Raw genomic sequence first — 20,323 nt, forward strand, 5'->3', positions numbered from 1 at the left:
CCGGCTGTCGCGCGGGACTGCTCCGGCCGGATGCCGGGCCGCTTCCGCCGTCGTGCGTGCGTCTATGCGCCGCTCTCGCGGAGCATGTCCTCCCGCTCGACGATCTTCACTCGTTCCCGGCCCTGGGGTTCACCGAGCGCCTTCTCCGCGGCGTCCAGGCGGTACCAGCCCTCCCAGGTGGTGAAACGGACGTTCCGCTCGGCGAGGAACGCGTCCACGGCCTCGGGTGCGGGCGAAGCCGGCGTGTGCAGACGCCCGTTCGCGTGGTCGTCCAGCAGGTTGGCCACCGTCTCGTTGGCGTCGCCCTTGGTGTGGCCGATGAGGCCCACGGGGCCGCGGCGGATCCAGCCGGTCACGTACGTCGACTGCAGATGCGTGCCGCCGTCCTCGACGACCCGCCCGCCCTCGTCCGGGACCGTGCCCGACTCGACGTCCCACGGCAGCTTCGGCAGGGGGTCGGAGAGGTAGCCCACGGCACGGTAGACGGCGGTGACGTCCCAGTCCCGGAACGTACCGGTCCCCTTGACGTTGCCCGTGCCGTCCAGGGCCGTGCGCTCGGTACGCAGGCCGACCACGCGGCCGTCCTCGCCGAGGATCTCGGTCGGGGACTCGAAGAAGTGCAGGAACAGCTTGTGCGGCCGGTCGCCGACGTCGCGGATGGCCCAGTTCTCCAGCGTCTTGGCGACCATGTCGGCCTGCTTGTTGCCGCGCCGGGTGGCGATCGAGCCCTCGTCGTAGTCGATGTCCTCGGGATCGACGACGACCTCGATGGTGGGGGAGTGGTCCAGCTCGCGCAGCTCCATCGGGCTGAACTTCGCCTGGGCCGGGCCACGGCGGCCGAAGACGTGGATCTCCAGGGCCTTGTTCGCCTTCAGGCCCTCGTGGACGTTCGGCGGGATCTCGGTGGGCAGCAGCTCGTCCGCCGTCTTGGCCAGGACGCGGGCCACGTCCAGGGCGACGTTGCCGACGCCGAGGACGGCGACCTTCTCGGCTTCGAGCGGCCAGGTCCGCGGCACGTCCGGGTGCCCGTCGTACCAGGAGACGAAGTCCGCCGCTCCGTAGGAGCCGTCGAGGTCGATGCCCGGTATGTCGAGGGGTCGGTCGGCCATGGCGCCGGTGGAGAAGATCACGGCGTCGTAGAAGGCGCGCAGGTCGTCCAGGCTGATGTCGGACGGGTACGTGACGTTGCCGAACAGGCGGATCTGCGGCTTGTCGAGCACCTGGTGCAGGGCCGTGACGATGCCCTTGATGCGCGGGTGGTCGGGGGCGACGCCGTACCGGATGAGGCCGAACGGGGCGGGCATCCGCTCGAAGAGGTCGATGGACACACCGGGTTCGGCGGCCACCTCGGACTTCAGCAGGGCGTCGGCGGCGTAGATGCCGGCGGGACCGGCTCCGACGATGGCTACCCGCAGGGGGCGGGGCATGATCAGGTTCCCTTCGAGCGGGGATGGACGGCTCGTCGGGAACCCTAAGCTAAGGCAATCCTAAGTTGGTACGCGGGTCCGCTCTATGACCCCATAAGGCGGGCTTATGGCTTCGGCTCTGGGGCCAGCAGGAGCATCGTCACATCGTCGCGGACACTGCCGCAGTGTTCCACGAGATCGGTCCACACGCGCTCGGTCATGACCTCGGGGTCGTCGTCGGCGAGGCGGGGAAGCCGGTCGATCAGTGGATAGAACGCGCCGGTGGAGTCCCTGGCCTCCCAGATGCCGTCGGAGGCCAGGAAGAGCCGGTCCCCCCTCCGGATCGGGCAGGTGGTCTCGTCGTACCCGCCTGCCTGGGGCAGGCCGAGCCCGAGCGGTGTTCCCGGTGTGACCCGCACCTCTGTGGCCTTGCCGTCCTGGAGCAGAACCGGTGCCGGACTGCCGCAGACGATGATCCGTACCGTACGGGCGTCGGGGGCGAACTCGAGCAGCACCACGGTCGCGAACAGCTCCCCGAGCCGGGCGTCCCCCGAGTCCACCAGGAGCCTGCGGTCGAGGCACGCGGCGACCGACGGCAGGTCGGGCTGGTCGAGGACGGCCTCCCGGAACGCGCCGAGCAGTGACGCGACCGTCGCCACGGCCGACAGTCCGTGACCCTGCACATCGCCCATCACCGCCCGTACCCCGGCGCGGCCCGCGCGTACGTCGTAGAAGTCGCCCCCGACGAGCGTCCCACGCTGCGCGGCCCGGTAGAGCCCGGTGCAGCGGACCGGTCCGACCCGCGGCGGCAGCGGGGGTGCGACGGCGCGCTGGGCGGCCTCGGCGACGGTGCGTTCGAGGTCGAGCTGGGCGTCACGGCGGCTGCGCACATACGACACGAACACGCTCAGCAGCGCCACGAAGCTGATGGTGAGCAGGTCGGTGTTGCCGGGGTGGTCGAGATGGAAGACCCGGACGTGCTGCAGGGCGATGACCAGGACGCCGAGCGCGGCGGTCGTCAACGGCCCGTAGGACAGCACGGCGAGCGGCGGAATGGCGCCGAGCAGGAAGCCGATGTCCAGGGGCTCGGGGGCGACGAGCGTGGCGACGCACACGACGATCAGCAGCACCAGCGGCAGCGCCCGCACCGACCGCGGGGGCGGCGCCCCGCGCAGCCAGCTCCGGCCGTCCGCCTCCCGGCGCCCCGGCACGGCACGCACGCTTCGCACACCTCAACGCTCCTACGCCGAGCGGCCCGCCGCACGTCGGCGCAGGGCCTCGTGCATGTGCCGGGCTGCGCGTATCGTTCCGCCGTCCGGTGCGTCAGGGCAGGCGTCGAGAGGTGACAGCGTGAGCGCGGACGGGGCGAGGACGGCTGTGGTGACCGGCGGCAGCGGATTCGTCGCAAGCCATCTGGTCCGACGGCTGCTGGAGCGGGAATACCAGGTGCACGCGACGGTACGCAGCGCCGCGCACCCGGCCAAGCTGCTGCCGTTGCACAGGCTCCAGCAGGAGTTCCCCGGCCGGCTGGCCCTCGTCGAGGCGGACCTGCTCCGGCCGGGCTCCTTCGACGAGGCGATGAGCGGCTGCCGTGTGGTCTTCCACGTCGCGTCGCCGTTCCGCATGCCGGAGAAGATCAAGGACGGCCACAGGGACATGGTCGAACCGGCCGTGGACGGCACCCGCAACGTGCTGGCGAGCGTGGAGCGGACCGCGACCGTCGAGAGGCTGGTCCTCACGTCCACCGTGGGCGCGATCTTCGGCGACTACATCGACGTACTGGCCATGGACGACCGGACACTCTCCGAGAAGTACGTCAACACCACCAGCACGGTGGAGAACAACCCCTACCACTACGCGAAGACGCTCGCCGAACGGGAGGCCCGGGCGGCGGAGGCGGCCCAGAGCCGCTGGCGGATGGTGTCGGTGAACCCCGGCCTGATCCTCGGCCCGTCACTGACCCCCGCCTCGGAATCCGGCAGCCTGTTCCTGCTCGACGAGCTGTTCAAGGGCTACTTCTTCTACGGCGCCCCCGACTTCAGTTTCACCACGGCCGACGTCCGCGACGTGGCCGACGCGCACATCGCGGCCGCGGAGCGCCCCGCGGCGAAGGGCCGGTACATCGTCGCCGCCGAGACGATGACGTCCTTCCACGAGATGTCCCGCATCATCCGCACCCGGTACCCCCGCGACCTGCGCCTGCCCCGTACCGCGCTGCCGCACTGGCCGGTACGCGTCCTGGGCCCGGCCTTCGGCCTGAGCCAGGACTACATCCGCAAGCACCTCGGCATCCGCTTCCGCGTGGACAACAGCAGGAGCGTGCGGGAACTGGGCATCACCTACCGCCCGATCGAGGAGACGCTGCTGGACCACTACGAGACCTGGCGACGGCAACGCCGGGCACGCTGAGGTCGGGGCGCCCCGGCCTCAGGCGGGCCGTACCGCCCCGTGGATCGCCGACTGGCCGGCGTAGTGGAGGGACTCCTCACGGATGTAGGCTCCCGGGCCCGGCGCGTGGATCATCATGCCGTTGCCGGTGCAGATGCCGACATGGCCGGCGCCGTCATGGAAGAAGACCAGGTCCCCCGGCTGGAGAGCGGTGAGGGAGACCGGCGTGCCCGTGGCCGCCTGGTCGGGAGCGGTGCGGGGGAGCACGACCCCGGCGGCCTTCCAGGCGGCCTGGGTCAGGCCCGCGGCGTCGTAGGAGTCGGGCCCGGTGGCACCCCACACACACGGTTTGCCGATCTGCGCCCGGGCGAAGGCGAGCGCCTTCGCGGCCTTGGTGCCGTACCCCGTGTCGGACAGGCCGACGAAGGCGTCGGCGACCGGAAGCGCGGGGACGGCGGGCGCCGGGACTGCTCCGGGTGCCGTGGCGGCGAACGGGGCCGTGGCGGCGAGGGTGTCCGGACCGGTGAGCGGCATCGAGGCGGCCGGGACGGGCTCGGTGGCCGGCGGTGCCGGCATGGTGAAGGCGGTCGTGGGGGCCGGGCCGGGCCCGGTGGCCGGCGGCGCCGGCACGGCGAATGCCGTGGATGTGACTGGGCTCGGCGTGGTGGCCGGGGGCGCCGGCACGGCGAGCGCGGTCGACGTGTCCAGGGACGGCGCGATGGGCGACGGGCCCACGGCAGAAGGAACGGAGGTGAGGGCGAGGTCCGCAGCCGGGGACATACCCGGCAGGACCGCCGCGCCTCCGGCCGTCTGTCCCCGCTGCCAGGCCTGCCCGCTGTCACCGAGCGCTTGCGGCGTGCCCCAGCCGCCACCCGCCGGGCCCTGCTGCGCCGCGTGCCGGTCCAGCATCTCCCGGGCCGCGGCGAGCTTGCGCCGGCTCCGCTCCTTGGCGGTGGTCGGCGTGGAGCGTCCCGACTCGGCGGGAGCCCCCGGCAGGGCCCGCGGCGTCTCCTGCCGCGACGCGGGCGCGTCAGGCAACGTGGCCATGGGACCGGCCGTCAGCTCGGCCACCGGCCCGGCCGTCAACTCCCTGACCGTCCGGTCCGACCCGGAAGCCGGTCCGGCGGTCAGTTCCCGCACCGGCCGGTCCGCGTTCGCCCGCTCGAGGGCGGGCAGTTCGTCCCCCGGCCGCCTCGCCGGGATCACGGGCCCGTCCCCGGCCGCCCCGTCCGGCATCCTGTCCGTCGGCAGCACCGCCGGGACGGTCGGACCCAGCTTCGCGCGCGCCGCGTCGAACCACTCCCGGACGACGTCGTCGAGCGCGGGATCGCTGTGCCTGCGCTGTCTGCCGAGGACCGGGTCGGTGCGCCTGCGGGTCCCCGTCGACATCGCGCGGGTCGCGTTGAAGTTCCCGGTGGCGGTCTCGGCCCGGTCGTAGAGGCTCTGGATCCGCCGCTGGACCTCGTCGCGGCTCGGCCCCTCGGAGTCGCGCTGCGCCATGGGGACGTACTCCTTCCGTGCTCCGCCTGCCGGGTCGGCCGTGCAGCGCCCCCAGGCCGTTCGGGGCGCTGGGAGAAGGTTCGGGCTGGAGGCTCCGGAAGGCGTGCCCTGTGGCCCGTGCCCTCGGCGGAGGCCGTGCGACCCGGCGACGTTCGCCGGAGGGAGTCGTGCGGCCTGCCGGACAACCTAGCCAACTTGTGTGCCTCGCGTGAAGATTGAGCCGCGAAATGTCCGAGACGTCGGTGTGATTTTCATCTTGTCGTTCATGAAAAGGTTTTGACGTTCCGGAAGGTGTTCTGTCGGCTACCGTCTACGCCCTGACGAGGGGCGGCAGCGGAAGCGCGGTCCGGATCCGGCCGATCAGCGGCGGCAGGAACAGCGAACTCACCGTCGCCGCCGCCGCGGTGGACAGCGCGATGCCCCAGGCGAGCGGGCCGAGCGGCGTGCAGCCGAAGAACTGGCTGAGCACCGGTGTCTGCACCACGGCCGCCAGCGCCGCCAGCGACCCGAGAGAGGAGCCGACGATCGCCCCGCTCCGGCCGCCGGCCAGCAGCGTCTGCCCGAGCTGTGTGCCCACCAGCGCGACGAGGGCGACCGTGCGGGCGCGCACCGCGCGGCCCGTGAACCGGGCGACGATCCAGGCGGCGGTGGCACCGAGGGCGGTGGCGACGGCCCGGCACACGGTCTCCTCGGTCAGGGCCGTGCCCAGGGAGACCTCCGGTCCTTCGTGCAGCATCCGCTCGGCGGCCTCGGGGCGCGGCGGGCGCAGGGCGACCGCCATGGCCGGCGCCAGGTCCGTGAACAGGTTCACCAGCAGAAGTTGACGGGCTGTCAGAGGAGAGGTCCCGGTGGCGGCCGCGCCGAGGAGGGTGAAGGCGATCTCGCCCAGGTTGCCGCCGACCAGGATCGCCAGCGCCTGCCGCACGGACGCCCACATGGCGCGGCCCTCCACCAGCGCGGCGAGCACCGTCTCCAGCCGGTCGTCCGTGACCACCAGGTCGGCCGCCGCGCGCGCCGCCGGCGTGGCGCGCGTCCCGAACGCGATGCCGACGTCCGCGAGCCGGATCGCGGGCGCGTCGTTGGCGCCGTCCCCGGTCATCGCGACGGTGCGTCCCAGGCGCTGGAACGCCTGCACCACGCGCACCTTGTGCACAGGGGTACCGCGCGCGACGACCCCGACATCGGGCAACAGGGCGTCGAGTGCCCGGTCGTCCAGGTCGTCGAGTTCGGTGCCGGTCACCACCCGCCTGCCGTCCAGGACGCCCAGTTCGGCGGCCATCGCGCCGGCCGTGCCCGGGTGGTCCCCGGTGATCATCACGATGTGCACCCCGGCGTCCACCAGGTGGCGCACCGCCTCGGCGGCGGTGCCGCGCACCCGGTCGGCGAAGGCGAGGAACCCGACGAAGTCCAGCCCCCGCACCGTCTCGTCGCTCAGCTCCTCGCCGGCCGCACCCCGCAGCTCCGCGACCGCGAGGATGCGATGGCCCTCGGCCGCCAGCTTCTCGCCGGCGGCGAGCACGTTCGCGCGTTCCCGCTGGTCCAGCGGCCGGCCGCCACGGGTGGCGCAGCGCTCGACCACCTCCTCCGGCGCGCCCTTCACCGACAGGATCCGGCGTTCCCCGAACCGGCCCATCGTGGCGTGGAAGCCGCGGCTCGGCTCGAACGGCAGACCGGAGACACGCCGCCAGCCGGGCACGTTCGTCGTCCGTCGCACGCCCGCCTCCTCGGCGCCGGCGGTGACGGCCCCGTCCGTGGCGTGCTCGAATCCGGCACCGCCATGCGGGTGAGGGGTGGCCCGCAACGCGGCGGCGAGGACGGCGCGTTGCTCGTCGCCGAGCGACTCCAGGGGCCGGCTGTCGCCGTCCGCCGAGACGGCGACGAGGGAGATCCGTCCGTAGGTGAGGGTTCCGGTCTTGTCGAAGCACAGGACGTCGGTACGGCCGGCCGCCTCGATCGTACGGGGATCCCTGACCAGGGCGCCCCGTGCGGAAAGCCTGCGGGCGGAGGCGAGTTGGGCCGCCGACACCAGGAACGGCAGTCCCTCCGGGACACTGGCCACGGCCAGCCCCACGCCCGCGCCCACCGTCTCCCGCGTCGAGCGCCCGCGCAGCGTTCCGGCCACCATCACCGCGGCGGCCGAGCCGAGGGCCACGGGCAGTGTGCCGCGGGTGATCCGTGCCAGCCTGCGCTCCACCCCGACGGCGGGCGCGGCCGCACCCCGGCCCATCACCGCGGCCCGGCTCGCCTCCGTCGCCGTACCGGTCGCGACGACGACCGCGCGGCAGCGGCCGGCCGCGACGGTGGTGCCCTCGTACACCATGGACGTGCGCTCCGCGACGTCCGAGGCCAGCACCGGCGAGACGGCCTTGGCCACCGGCAGCGACTCGCCGGTGAGCGCCGACTCGTCGGTCTCCAGGTGGTGCGCCTCCAGCAGGCGCGCGTCCGCGGGTACGACGTCGCCGGCGCTCAGGACGACGACATCGCCGACGACCAGCTGATGGGCGGGCACAGTGGTCTCCCGCTCGTTCCGCAGCACCCGGGCCATCACACCCGACTCGCGGCGCAGCCGGGCCACCGCCCGGTCGGTCCGGTAGCGCTGGAACCCGCCGACGAGTCCGGACACGGCGGTGACCGCCACGATGACGACGGCGTCGAGGACGGCGCCCACCGACGCCGACATGGCCGCCCCGGCACCGAGAACGGGCGTGAGCGGGTTGGCCATCTCGGTGAGGTACGCCCGCACGGGCGACGACGTGGGGGCTTGCTCGCCGGGTGCGGTGCCCCGCGCCTGCGCCTCCTCGTCCGTCAGCCCGGCCTCGGCGCTCCCGGTCCGCTCGAGCACGGTGCCCGGGTCCATCGCGTGCCAGGGGCCACGGGAGGCGGCGGTCACCGGCGAGGGCCGCCGCAGCAGGCGTACGGCCGACCAGACTCCGGTCCAGGTGGCGAGGGCGCCCGCTACGTTGAACGCCGTCACGCCGCGCGCCGCGGGCCGCCCCGACCGCCCGGCCAGCGCCGCCGTCGCGCCGACGGCGGCGGCCGCCTCGGCGATCCGGACCCCGCGCCGCGCACTGTCGCGGGCACCGCGGCAGGCCCGCACGATGACGACGGCCGCCGCCGGATCGGCGTCCACGTAAAGATGCGCGCCCCAGGGCGGCGTCCCGTCCGGGCCGGCGACACCGACCCCGACATCGGCCGCGCTCAGGGCCGCCCGGTCCCGGGAGATCAGCAGCACGCCTTCTCCCTCACGCTGGAGGTCCCGGACGCAGTCCACCAGTCGTTCGTCCGCCGCGCGCACCGCGTCGGCCTCGCGTACGGCCGGGTCGGCGGCGTGCGTCCCGGCGGCCACCACGTGCAGCTTGGCGGCATGCGCCGTGGGGACGAAGGTGCCGGCGGCGTCGTGCATCTGCGGCACCGCACTGATCACGGCGAGCAGCCGCCGCCCGTGTGCCAGCCCCAGCACGAGCCGTGCCCCGCCGCGGTGCAGCCGATCCCGCTCGCGCGCTCCGGTGCGCCCCTGCAGGGACAGCTGCTCGACCGGGCCCAGGGCCCATTCGCCGTCACGAGCCGGCTTCTCGGGCGCGGAACCGTCGAAGAGCCGGTGGGCCCGCGCGGCGAGGTCGCCCACGGGCGCGTCGTCGTCGAGGGGCACCAGATCGGCCAGCACATGGGACCCGGTGGCCAGAACGCCGGTGTCGAGGAGCACGGTGCCGATACGGTCCAGCCGGCGCAGCGCACCGGAGTCCGCCACGAGAACGCCCTTGCGGGCCAGGCCCCGGCCGAGGGAACAGGCGAAGCCTTCGCGGGCCAGCAGCGGTGCCTTGGGGATCGCGGCGAGCGCACCGCCGGCGGCCCTGGCCGGGCGCCGGGTGACCAGCAGCGATCCGGCGAACGACGCCGCCGCCACCAGGACGGCCTGGTCGGCGTAGCGCTCGACCGGCCCCGGCGGCAGCGGTGTCTCACGGGGCGGTGGGGCGGGCATCGGGCCATGGGACCCGGCAGCGGAACTGCCGGCCAGGCGGGGCTCGGCCGCGGCCCAGGCGGCGGCTTCCGCGTTCGCCTCCAGCACCCGCAGGGTGTGCCGGACGGTGTCCACGACGACCCCGACCACACCTCCGGAGCCCGCATGGCCCACCGCCGCCAGCAGGGGCAGCAGCAGATTGGCGTTGTCGGTGCCGATCGCCCGGTCCACCATCGCCCGAAGCCTCGGGTGGACGTCGATGAGCGGGATGAGGGCCGTGACCGACGACGGGAGTGGCGCCCGGCGGGCCAGACCCGTTACGGCGGCCAGGGGGGCGGCCGCCACCTGAACCGCCACGGCCAGGGCCGCTCGCCGGGTCGTGCGGCCGGAGGCCGGATGGTCGGGCAGCGGGTGCTCGAGCCCGTGGGCCTTCTCCACCTCCTCGACTGCGTCGATCAGGGCCGGCACCAGCTCCTCGAGGTCGAAGGAGTCGTCCGTGCCGACGACGGCATGCCCCAGCACGGTGTTCACCACGGCCCAGGTCACGCCCGGCAGCCCGGTGAGCCGCCGCTCCACCTCCTCGGCCAGCTTCGCGGCCGAGGCATGGGGCAGCTCACCGTGGCTCAGGCCGCGTACGGCGATGTGGAGACGCCCTTCGAATCGGCGTACCCGTTTGCGTGTGCCGTCCCACAGCGAGGCGGTGGCGGAGGTCACGACGGACCGCAGCAGTCGCCGTCCCGGCAGTGCCACAGCGCATCACCCGCTCCCTGCGGCCCGACACCCGCTCCGAATGACGCGAGTAGCCGCAAACCGCCTACTTCAACCGAAATACTGACAAACCTCCTATTTCCACCAGATCGCACAGCGCACGCCGGGCGAAGCGCGCGAGAATTGAAGTGGCACACCACACCGACTCCGTGAGAGGAGGACAGGGGGATGGCCAGAACAGCGGCAACGACACCGCGTGAAGAGACCCGGAAGCAGCCGGCGGAAACCCATACGCACGAGGGCGGTGGCCTGCACCTTCACACGCGTACGGTGCACCCCTCGCTGAGGATTCCGTACATCACGAGGGACGACCTGACCAGCACCGCCAGGGAGGCGACGTCGCGGATGCCCGGCGTACCGTCCGGCAAGGACCTCGTGTTCTACGGGGGGCTGACCGCGATGGCGGTCGCGGGGGCGCTGGAATGGCCGGTGGCGCTGGCCGTCGGCGGGGCCACCTGGCTGCTGCGCGGCGGCAGGACGGGCGAACGGGGCGCCGAAACGGCGGCCGGGCACAACGGTGGAAGCCGTGCCTCGGCGAGGCGGACGGCCTGATACGACCCGGCCCACGGCGCCCGGCGGCACCGCCGCCGGGCACCGACGCCTGTCGGCGGCGGACCGTGGCGGTCGTCGTGCGTCAGGCGGCGGCCGGTGTAGTGGCCGCGCGCTGGTGCCGTGCGTATGCGGCCCACAGCTGCCATACAAGGCGCAGGATGAGCGCCTCGGCCAGCGCGGCGCCGATCTTCGTCGCCACTGCTACAAGAATCTGGCCCATGTCGGTCGACTTTCTGTGCTCGGATGCGGGTGTCCGATATCCGACAATGCAGGCCTTTCTGTGGCGACGGGTGCCATAGAGGAGCACTTCTGATGTCGCTTGGGTGAACAAACGGAAAACGTCCCCGGGTGGGGCCGCGGACACCGCGACCCCGCCCGGTCCCCGTCAGCGCGTCGGCAGCACGCGGGTGTGTTCGACCCGTACCGCGTCCAGGGCCTCGGGATTCAGCCCGAGCAGCCGCAGGATCGTGGGCGCGATCTGCGTGGTCTCCACCGAGCCGCCGACCCGCACACCCTGCGGGGCGCCGGCGCCGGAAACGACGAGCGGGACGTCCAGGTCGTCGGCGTGGGCGCCCCCGTGTTCGGCGATCTTGCCCTTGCCGCCGGTGTACACGACGCCGTACTGCGTGGTGCCGAACAGGTCCGGCACACGCGCGTCGCCCGGCCGCACGTGGAAGTAGCGGGCGGCCGCCGCACCGGCGTACAACGTCTTCAGCCCGCTCGCGGTGAAGGGCTTGGCCGTGCCGTCGATCCCGTTGCCGATGCCGGACCGGGCGAGCAGGTACGCCTTGGCGAAATCGGTCGCGGCCGTGGACCGGTCGGCGAGCCACAGGAGCATCGCGTCGTCGTCCACGGCGTGCGCGACCAGGTCGCCGGCGCCCGGATGCGCGGCCTTCCACGCGGCGTTCAGGCCGTCGAGGAGCGGACCGTCGTCGATCCGTGTCAGCGCCTTCGGGTCGGTCGGCGACTGCCCGTGCTTGGCCGACAGGATGACCGTCGTACTGCCGTCCAGGTGCCGCTTGCGGAGTTCCGCGAGGAACGCCCCGACCTCCTTGTCGACGAACGCCAGGTTCTTCACCAGAAGCGGGCCGGGCACCCCCTTGGCCAGGTAACCACCCGTCAGACCGTCGGAGCCGGGCAGCTTCTGGGCGGTCGACACGGACTGGAAGTTCATGCCGAAGACCGCCGGGGTGCCCACCGTGTGCGTGCGGCTGTGGTCGTAGCCGTCGATCTCGTTGAGGACGGCCCGCACCTTGTAGTCGTCGTACTGCTCGGTCGCCGCGTTGTCCTTCGTCCAGTCGTCGCCCGCCGGATAGCCGGTCGCCGCGCTGTTGACCTCGGGGGCGAACAGGTCCTGGACACCGGTGCCGGAGGGCCCGTCCAGAATCTCGTACGCCACGTGCTTGTCGGACCAGGCGGTGCGCAGCCCCGCCGTGCGGGCCACGTCGAAGACCGTGTTCACCTTCAGGTAGCTGTGCGGGTAGACGGGCTTGCACGTCTTCGGGTCGACCGGCAGCTTCGACGGGTCGATCAGCGAGCGGGCGTCACCGGTCATGTCCAGGATGCTGCCGGGCAGTCCGGCCAGCCCCTGTCCGGCGTCCAGGGAGTCCTTGTTCCGGTCGAGGTCCTCGGTGAGGTCCACCTCGGCGCCGGGCTCGGCACCCGTGCAGCTGGTGGTCCCCGCCGGGAGGAGGGCGTTGCTGTAGGTGTCGTCGTAGTAGACGCCCGTGGTGCCCGGATTCCCGCCCGTGAGCTGGCCGATCATGCCGGGGAACGAGTCGGAGGGGACGGTGGTCCTCGCGTGGGTGTACTCCACGCCGCCCGTGGCGAGCCGTGCGAGCGCCGAGTCGGGGTGGTGGGCGACGTACCAGGCCAGGTCGGACTGGTGCAGGCCGTCGACCGACAGCAGCAGGACATGCCGGGCCGCGGCGCCCGCGCGGGCGACGGGGGCGTGCGCCGAGGCGGGTGCGGTGGCCGTGGCGGTGAGCGCACCGACGGCGGCGAGTGCGGCGGCGACCGCCGTGACGGGACGGGCAGGACGTCTGAACAAGGGGTTCTCCTCGAGCTGTACGGAGCAGGGGGAAGTCTGCGGACCGTGCACCGATATCGGAGGGGGAGAACGTGTACGGAAGGGGACTTCCGCACCGTGCCCAGCCCAAGAAACGCAACGGTGCGCGCAAAGTGGCGAAGGGCAACTGCCGGGCGGGTCCTGCGGCGCGCCCCCTTCACCCGTCGTCCGTTTCACCCGTCCGTCCGCGGTCCCGGGCGGTGACGGAAGCCGTCGGCATGGATGATCCGCCCCTGGCGGCTGCCCCGGTGGGTGACCGGGGCGCGTTGCAGGGCGACGAGAGCGGCGTCGTCGTCGAGGCGCCCGCCGGCATGGGCGAGGAGGTCGCGCCGGACGTGGTGCAGCAGCGTCTCGGGGCCGGCCTGCGTCCACTGGGCGACGCGATCCGCCAACGGATAGAAGCGGTTGAGGGCATCGCGCGCCTCGATCACGCCGTCGGTGTACAGCAGGAGGGTGTCACCGGGTTCGAAGGAGAACACGTCCAGTGTGTATTCCGCCGGCCGCCCGCCGATGCCCATCGGCGGAGCGGGGTGCACGCTCGGCACGGTGACGACATGCCCGGGACTGAGCAGCAGCGGCGGGGGGTGCCCGCAGCTGGTCATCCACGTCATCGGGTCCGTGTCGGAGACCTCCATCAGCAGGGCGGTGGCGAACCGTTCCCCGAACTCCTCGGGGGGTTCGAAGTCGGCGAGGTACCGGGTCACGCTCTGTTCCAGGGAGGCGGCCAGCTCCAGCAGTGAGGCCTGCCGGTGGGCGGCCTCCCGGAACGCACCGAGCAACAGGGCGGCCTCACCGATCGCCGACAGGCCCTTGCCGCGCACATCGCCGATCAGGACGCGCACCGCGGCGTCGGTGCGGGTCGCCGCGTACAGGTCGCCGCCGATCTGTGCCTCGTCCTCGGCGGCCAGGTACAGGCAGGCGACCCTCAGGGGGCCGATCTGCTCCGGCAGCGGCCACAGCAGGACGTGCTGCGCCGCCTCGGCCACGGATCTGACCTGGGCCAGCTGAGCGTGGTGCCGCTCGCGGATCGCGCCGTAGATCACGGTCAGCGTGGACAGCACGGCCAGGGTGACCAACTGCACGATGTGGTTGGTGGTGGTCAGCCCGCCGTGCAGAACGGCGATGACGAACTGTGCCGCCACCGCCAGCGCCCCGACGAGGCCGGTCAGCCGGGGGCCGGCGAACGACAGGGTGAGCGCCGGGGCGATCACCAGTGCCGGTCCCAGGTGGATGTCCGTGGGGGAGTGGATGTCCACCACCGTGATCACCACGATGAGCGCGATCGGGAGCAACAGCAGCGCATGGCTCGAGTGCCACAGCTGCCGCCGGCCGGGCAGGCCCAGACGGGGACCCATGCCTTCCACCCTGCCTCGCCGCCGGTGGGGCGGCCACCGCGTGCCGCTCACTTTGCCCCGCGTACCGATGTCATCCCGCAGCGGTAAAGGGACGGATCTTGGGTACCCGCCGCAATGTGCCGAGATCCATGCGGCGGGCCGACACCCCGCTGCGGTCGATCAGTGAGAAGGAGGCGCAGATGAGCACGGTCAAGGAAACGGTCGAAGTCGAGGTTCCGGTTCGCACTGCCTACAACCAGTGGACGCAGTTCGAGGAGTTCCCGAACTTCATGGAGGGCGTCGAGGAGGTCACGCAGCTAGACGACCGCCACAACCACTGGACCACCAAGATCGGCGGAGTGCGGCGGGAGTTCGACACCGAGATCGTCGACCAGCTTCCCGACGAGCGGATCACCTGGCGTACCACCAGCGGCGACACCCGGCAGAAGGGTTCGGTCCGCTTCCAGCGCCTGGACGACACCCACACCCGCGTGGAGCTCGTGATGGATGTCGAACCCGGTGGAGCCGCGGAGAAGACCGCGGACATGCTGGGAGTGATCGACCGGCGCGTCAAGGGAGACATGCGCCGCTTCAAGGAGTTCATCGAGCAGCGTGGCGGCGAGTCCGGCGCCTGGCGCGGCCGCATCCAGCCCGGTGACGCCGGTGGCCCGTCCATCTGACACCGTCCACCCCCCAAAGCGCCTCGGTCGCCTCCCGGGCGGCCGGGGCGCTTTGCGTGCCGGTCAGCCGAGCGTCGCCTCCGGCTCGCCGCGGGTCGCGTCCCGGCTCCGCTGCGCCGGGGGCGTGGTCGGCCGTCGCGGCCGACCCCGGCCGCGGGAGCGCCGGTCGCCTCGGTCGCGTACCGGCCAGAAGAGGACGTACGCCGTGGAGACGGCCACGAAGCCCAGACGGATCAGACCGCGGGCCGAGTCGTCGGGCACGACGAACACACTGCCGTACAGGGTGAGCAGCGCGATCCAGCTCCACCAGGGGACGAGGCGCCGCTGGCCGATCACGTCCCACAGCAGCGTGCCCAGCAGGACGGACGCGGTGTAGTACGTGTAGACGCTGGGGTCCAGCACGATCCGCGCGTTGGCGCCGAGCAGGACCACCGCGGCCCAGCGGCCGCGCCAGACGGCGACACAGCCGAGCGTCAGACCCACCACGGCCTGCGCGGGGCGGTCCCAGGGTGGTGTCTGGGGATCGCCGACGCCGAGCCAGCGCAGCGCGGACGCGGGCTGGTTGGGGATGGTGAAGTGCGCCGCGGCCATCGTGTGCGGGGAGCCGATGAAGAACGGCAGCCAGACGACCGCGACCAGGCCTGCGCACCACAGACCGGCCCGCAGCCACTGGTGTCTGGGCAGCGCGAGCAGCAGTGGCAGGAAGGCCAGCGCCGTCGGTTTGGAGTCCATGGCCAGGGCCATGAAGACGCCGGTCCCCGCCGCGTTGCCGAGGGTGACCGAGCGTACGGCCAGGGCGGTGAAGAACAGCGCGAGGACGTCGTCGAGGTGCCCGAAGCGGACCGACACCTCGATCCACATGGGGATGAAGGCCAGGCCCGCGATCAGCACGCGCTGCCGCAGCCGCTGGTGGTTGGTCCCCGTGCCCAGGAAGTACGAGGCGGCGCTGCGTCCGGCGAGGACCAGGATCACCAGGCCGAGCGCGGACATCAGGGCAGCGGCCAGGAACTGTCCCACGTCGTCGGGGAACGGGTTGAACACACCCGCCACCAGGAAGCTGAACGGGCCCATCTGGAGCTCGGGGTGGTGCGCGTACAGGTTCAGACCGCCGTCGCGGCCCGTGCCCTGAAACAGCAGCTTCCCGCCCTGCTGCAGATAGTGCCAGGAGAATCCGCCGTGCCGCTCCACCACGGCGAACCAGACGATTGTCCAGGCGGCGAGCAGCACCAGGTGCACCCGCTGACTGATGACCGGCACGGCCCTTCCTTTCGGCTCCTGTCCCCAGCGGCCGATCGGCTCCTGTCCCCTGCGACCGACCGGGAACGCCACGGTCCCCGAAGGAAGATGATCGAAGCGGTCCGGGGGTTCGCTCCCTTCCGACATCCGCGCGCGAACTTCCGAAACGACGGGCGGGCAACAGTGCTCTCCCGGCGGGCCGAACCGTGCTTCAGTCCACGCGGCGCCGGTCCTCGTCGTCCCACGCGCGGGTGTCCCGTGGCTCGGTGTACGGCTCCTGGTCGGGGGGCAGGCCGCCGGCGATGGCCCTCTGCCGCGCGGTCTCCGCGTCGAACTCCAGGCCCAGCAGGATCGCCAGATTGCCCATCCACAGCCACACCAGGAAGACGATGACGCCCGCCATGGTGCCGTAGGTCTTGTTGTACGAGGAGAAGGCGGCGACGTAGACCGCGAACCCACCGGACGCGCCCATCCAGAGCACCAGCGCCAGCACGCTGCCCGGTGTGATCCACCTGAGGCCGTGGACCTTGGCGTTCGGTGTGGCCCAGTACAGGATCGCCAGCATGATCGTCACCAGGGCGACGAGGACGGGCCACTTGGCGATCGACCACACCATGAGCGCCGTGTGCCCGATCCCCAGTGCCGTGCCCACCTGGTGCGCCAGTCCACCGGTGAACACCACGATCAACGCGCTCGCCAGGGCCAGCACCATGAGCACGGCGGTGACCGCCAGCCGCAGGGGCAGGACCTTCCACAGGGGCCGGCCCTCGGGGATGTCGTAGACGGCGTTCGCGGTGCGGATGAAAGCGCCGATGTAACCCGACGCCGACCACAGCGCCAACGCCAGGCCCACGAACGCCATCACGGACCCGGCGCCGCTGTGTCCCTGCAACTGCGCCACGGCCCGGGTGATGACGTCCCGGGCCGCGCCCGGGGCGAACTGTTTGAGGTTGGCCAGCACCTTGTCGGTCGCCGACCGCCCGGCGATGTCCAGCAGGGACACCAGCACCAGCATGGCCGGGAAGAGGGACAGCACCCCGTAGTAGGTCAAGGCCGCGGCCCGGTCGGTCAGTTCGTCGTTCCCGAACTCGCGCAGCGTGCCCCTGAGCACCGCCCACCACGATCGCCGGGGCAACTCGGTCGGCGCGTCCGGGGCCTTGTGCTCCACCTCCGGGTCCGGTCCGGGCGGCGCGGCGGTGGAATCCGCGGCGGGCCCGGTACGGTGGTCCGCCGCCCACCGTCGGTGGCCATGGCGCGCTCGGTGATCCTTGTCTTCTCGTTTCAGCAGGCGAGTCATGGGTCGGCGGGTAACCCGACCGCGCCAGACCACTCCGCCGGCACGGCCGACGGCAACTGTCGGACGCCCCCTGGGGCCTCTCGTTTGGATCATGCCGGGCTCGCGGGGCCTGGCACCGCGCCCTGATCCGTCCTGATCCAAACGAAAGACCCTAGGGACGCAGACCCTCGAAGCCGACGGCCAGATGGCGCGGCCCGCGCAGCACCGCGTTCTGCCGGTAGGGCGGCGGGTCCTCGAGGAGACGGGGATCGTCGAGTCTGCGGGCCAGTTCGGACAGCGCGATCTGCGCCTCCAGCCGAGCCAGCGGAGCACCGAAACACGCGTGGATGCCGCTGCCGAAGCCGAGGTGCTGGATGTCGCCCCGGTACGGATCGAACCGGTCGGGGTCCTCGAACCGCTCCGGGTCCCGGTTGCCCGCGGCCAGGACGAGCCAGATCCTCGAACCCTTCGGAATCGTCACCCCGCGCACCTCGATGTCCGCGATACAGGTCCGCTGCGGCACGAGCTGCACGGGAGGCTCGTAACGCAGCAGCTCCTCCACGATGTTCACGGCCAGGCCCGGGTCGTCGCGCAGTTTGCGCAGGAACTCGGGGTACCGCAGAAGGGTGAGCATGCCGTTGGTGATCAGGTTGACCGTCGTCTCGTGGCCCGCGATCAGCAGCAGCACCGACGTGCTGAGCACCTCCATGGTCGTCATCGGGCCGTCGGGGCCGTGGCTCGTCACCAGTTCGGACAGCATGTCGTTCCCGGGTTCCCTCCTCCGCTGCTCGACCAGCTCCGCCAGATACAGGCCCAGTTGCACCCGCGCCTCCCGCGTGGACTGCAGCCGTTCGGCCTCGTTCTCACCCGTCTGCGTCTGCGGATCCAGACTGGCGACGATCGGTTCGACCCAGGCGCGAAAGCGCGGTTCGTCCTCGCGCGGTACCCCGAGCAGCCTGCAGATGACGGTGACCGGGAAGGGGTACGCGAACTGGTCCACCAGATCGATCTGCCGCGCGTCCCCGAAGCCGTCGATCAACCCGGTGACGATCCCGGCGAGCTCACCGCGCATCGCGTCGATCCGGCGGGGGCAGTGCGGAGGCCCGAAGGACCGGTTGGCGATCCGCCGCAGCCGGTCGTGCTCCGGAGGGTCGAGGCGGATGAAGCTCGGCGGCAGCCCCGTCTCCTCCGCCCCGACCCCTTCGTCGGCTCCCGCCGCGGCGAGGTTGCCGGCGTCCGAGCTGATCCGCGGGTCATGCAACAGGCCCAGGATGTCCCAGTACGAACCGACGAGGTAGGGACCGCCGTCCTCCTCGTGCAGCACCGGAGTCCTCCGGAGCTCCTCGTACAGCGGATAGGGGTTCGCGCGGTTGGCGTAATCGGTGATCCGGTGCAGGAGCGAGGCGTGCGTCATGAGTGGTCCTAGGCGTGAAGTCCGTCAGGGCGGGGGGCGCGGGACCGTGGCGGTCAGTGGCGGGCCGGGGTGAACACCAGACGGCGGTCGCTCGGCGAGTAACCGCTGAGCGTCACGGTCGGGCCGTGCGTCGGCAGGGACGGGTCGGGGAAGTCGGCGGGCACCGGCTGGCGGCCCTCGGGACGGCGGTCGACCGTCGGGAACTCCAGCGGGAACGGCGTGGCCGTCTCGATCAGCCGCTCGTAGAACTGGAGCCACCGCGTGTTGTCGAAGCTCACCGCGGCGATGACCCGGCCCTGGTAGCCGTACACCCCGACGAACCGGCGCTCGGCCAGCGATCCTTGGGCGATCATGATCTGCTCGCCCATGGACGGGACGCCGACCGACTTGATGTTCACACCGAACTGCGACGACCAGAAGGCCGGCACCCACACGTGCGGACGCCGGTCCGCACCGCTGCTGATCATGTTGTGGGCGGCCACCTCGGCCTGTGCGACGGCGTTGCCCCAGTGCTCCAGCGACAGGAACTGATAGCCGAACAGCGGATGCGGAGAGCGGGCCACGTCGCCGGCGACGTAGACGTCGTCGGTCACGATGCCCCTGAAGTCGAAGGCCCGGCAGCCCGCGTCGGAGGCGATGCCCCGGGGCCCCGCACCGAGCCCGGAGCCCTCCAGCCACTCGGTGTTGCGGGTCGCGCCGAGGCAGACGACCACGACGTCCGTCTCGACGACGCTGCCGTCGGACAGATGGGCGGCCCGCACCCGACCCATCGAGTCGCCCTCCAATGCGGTCACCATGACGCCGGTCCGCAGGTCCACACCGTTCTCCCGCTGCAGCTCCGCGGCCACCGCGCCGATCACCCCGCCGAGGGCACCCACCAGCGGTGCGCCCCCGCGCTCCGCGAGGGTCACCGCGACGCCCTGCGCCCGGCAGGCGGAGGCGATCTCCGAACCGGTGAATCCGGCGCCGATGACGAACACCCGGCGCGGGGAGGCCTGCAGCCTCCGCAGCAGGGCGGCCGCGTCGTCACGCGTGCGCAGTACGAAGACACCGTCCAGCTGGGCCTCCGACTCCTTCGGCCAGGGCCGGGCACGCACACCGGTGGCGATCAGCAGCCGGTCGTACTCCACCTCGTCCCCGTCGGCCAGCCGTACCCGTTTGGCCGTCATGTCGAGGCCGGTCGCCGCGACACCCAGGCGCCACTTGGCGTCGATCTCGATGCGCCGGGGCAGGTCGGTGCGGTGCGGTGACGCCTTGCCGAGCAGGACCGCCTTCGACAGCGGCGGCCGGTCGTACGGCTCGTACGGCTCGTCACCGATCATGGTGAGCGAGCCGGCGAAGCCCTCAGCGCGCAGCGTCTCGGCGGCCCGCAGCCCCGCCAGTGAGGCCCCCACGATGACGATCCGGCCCTCGCGCCTGAGCCATTGAAGGAAGTCCTCAGCGGGCATGGGACGTCTCCCGCCCGGCCTCGGCGGGCTCCTCGCCCACATCGTCCAGCCCGTCGGCCAGGATGGCCTGCACCGGGCAGGCCGCCACGGCGCGCGCCAGCCTCTCCCGCTGCCCCTCCTCGGCGTGGGGGTTGTAGACCAGCGACTCCTCGCCGTGCAGGGCGAAGACATCGGGTGCGAGGAACGCGCACTGTGCGTATCCCTGGCACCTGTTGAGATCGACGACAAGCCTCATGAGCTCTCCGCCCCTTCGGCGGCCAGGTCCGCGGGGCGCCGCTGCTGCGCGGCGGAACCG

15 protein-coding genes are annotated in these 20,323 nt (G+C 72.3%); 3 read left to right on the plus strand and 12 right to left on the minus strand.

What is annotated here, in order from left to right; all coding sequences use genetic code 11:
• Positions 1–62: 62 nt before the first annotated feature.
• Positions 63–1,427, minus strand: coding sequence for an FAD-dependent oxidoreductase (locus SY2F82_RS15920; RefSeq protein ID WP_200419730.1), 1,365 nt, complete (start codon positions 1,425–1,427; stop codon positions 63–65).
• Positions 1,428–1,531: 104 nt separating this feature from the next.
• Positions 1,532–2,635: a PP2C family protein-serine/threonine phosphatase gene (locus tag SY2F82_RS15925; RefSeq protein ID WP_200419731.1), complete on the minus strand. Its 1,104-nt coding sequence runs from the start codon at positions 2,633–2,635 to the stop codon at positions 1,532–1,534.
• 121 nt (positions 2,636–2,756) lie between these two features.
• Between SY2F82_RS15925 and SY2F82_RS15930 the strand changes: the two genes are divergently transcribed.
• Positions 2,757–3,815 carry an NAD-dependent epimerase/dehydratase family protein gene (locus SY2F82_RS15930; protein ID WP_236041483.1) on the plus strand — a complete coding sequence of 353 codons (1,059 nt, stop codon included), beginning with the start codon at positions 2,757–2,759 and terminating at the stop codon, positions 3,813–3,815.
• A gap of 18 nt (positions 3,816–3,833) precedes the next feature.
• Here SY2F82_RS15930 and SY2F82_RS15935 read toward each other — a convergent pair whose 3' ends face one another.
• Both SY2F82_RS15935 and SY2F82_RS15940 read right to left on the minus strand, forming a co-directional pair.
• Positions 3,834–5,294, minus strand: coding sequence for a C40 family peptidase (locus SY2F82_RS15935; RefSeq protein WP_236041485.1), 1,461 nt, complete (start codon positions 5,292–5,294; stop codon positions 3,834–3,836).
• A 310-nt stretch (positions 5,295–5,604) separates the two neighbouring features.
• Positions 5,605–10,002: an HAD-IC family P-type ATPase gene (locus tag SY2F82_RS15940; RefSeq protein ID WP_200419733.1), complete on the minus strand. Its 4,398-nt coding sequence runs from the start codon at positions 10,000–10,002 to the stop codon at positions 5,605–5,607.
• A gap of 186 nt (positions 10,003–10,188) precedes the next feature.
• On the opposite strand from SY2F82_RS15940, the gene SY2F82_RS15945 reads away from it, so the two are divergent.
• Positions 10,189–10,572, plus strand: coding sequence for a hypothetical protein (locus tag SY2F82_RS15945; RefSeq protein WP_200419734.1), 384 nt, complete (start codon positions 10,189–10,191; stop codon positions 10,570–10,572).
• A gap of 82 nt (positions 10,573–10,654) precedes the next feature.
• Here SY2F82_RS15945 and SY2F82_RS15950 read toward each other — a convergent pair whose 3' ends face one another.
• The 3 genes from SY2F82_RS15950 to SY2F82_RS15960 all read right to left on the minus strand — a co-directional run bounded on the left by SY2F82_RS15950 (position 10,655) and on the right by SY2F82_RS15960 (position 13,995).
• Complete coding sequence (locus SY2F82_RS15950) at positions 10,655–10,792, minus strand: hypothetical protein (protein ID WP_200419735.1); 138 nt, start codon at positions 10,790–10,792, stop codon at positions 10,655–10,657.
• Positions 10,793–10,957: 165 nt separating this feature from the next.
• Complete coding sequence (locus SY2F82_RS15955) at positions 10,958–12,622, minus strand: alkaline phosphatase family protein (RefSeq protein ID WP_200419736.1); 1,665 nt, start codon at positions 12,620–12,622, stop codon at positions 10,958–10,960.
• 191 nt (positions 12,623–12,813) lie between these two features.
• On the minus strand, positions 12,814–13,995 hold the full coding sequence (locus tag SY2F82_RS15960; RefSeq protein ID WP_200419737.1) for a PP2C family protein-serine/threonine phosphatase: 1,182 nt from the start codon (positions 13,993–13,995) through the stop codon (positions 12,814–12,816).
• 179 nt (positions 13,996–14,174) lie between these two features.
• Here SY2F82_RS15960 and SY2F82_RS15965 point away from each other — a divergent pair, with 179 nt between their 5' ends.
• Entirely contained in the window at positions 14,175–14,654 is a 480-nt protein-coding gene (locus tag SY2F82_RS15965) for an SRPBCC family protein (protein WP_200419738.1), read from the plus strand.
• 63 nt (positions 14,655–14,717) lie between these two features.
• On the opposite strand, the gene SY2F82_RS15970 is transcribed toward SY2F82_RS15965, so the two are convergent.
• The 5 genes from SY2F82_RS15970 to SY2F82_RS15990 all read right to left on the minus strand — a co-directional run bounded on the left by SY2F82_RS15970 (position 14,718) and on the right by SY2F82_RS15990 (position 20,263).
• Entirely contained in the window at positions 14,718–15,911 is a 1,194-nt protein-coding gene (locus SY2F82_RS15970; RefSeq protein WP_236041487.1) for a hypothetical protein, read from the minus strand.
• A 190-nt stretch (positions 15,912–16,101) separates the two neighbouring features.
• Positions 16,102–17,187, minus strand: a complete 1,086-nt coding sequence (locus tag SY2F82_RS15975; protein ID WP_200419739.1) for a YihY/virulence factor BrkB family protein — start codon at positions 17,185–17,187, stop codon at positions 16,102–16,104.
• Positions 17,188–17,338: 151 nt separating this feature from the next.
• Positions 17,339–18,580 (minus strand): cytochrome P450, encoded by a 1,242-nt coding sequence (locus tag SY2F82_RS15980; protein ID WP_200419740.1) that lies wholly within the window; start codon positions 18,578–18,580, stop codon positions 17,339–17,341.
• Between the two features lie 53 nt (positions 18,581–18,633).
• Positions 18,634–20,028 carry an NAD(P)/FAD-dependent oxidoreductase gene (locus SY2F82_RS15985; protein WP_200419741.1) on the minus strand — a complete coding sequence of 465 codons (1,395 nt, stop codon included), beginning with the start codon at positions 20,026–20,028 and terminating at the stop codon, positions 18,634–18,636.
• Positions 20,018–20,263, minus strand: a complete 246-nt coding sequence (locus SY2F82_RS15990) for a ferredoxin (RefSeq protein WP_200419742.1) — start codon at positions 20,261–20,263, stop codon at positions 20,018–20,020. The genes SY2F82_RS15985 and SY2F82_RS15990 overlap by 11 nt, the downstream gene beginning before the upstream one ends.
• Positions 20,264–20,323 lie beyond the last annotated feature (60 nt).

This window comes from Streptomyces sp. Y2F8-2, assembly GCF_014905555.1.
GTDB classification, from domain to species: Bacteria; Actinomycetota; Actinomycetes; order Streptomycetales; family Streptomycetaceae; genus Streptomyces; species Streptomyces cynarae.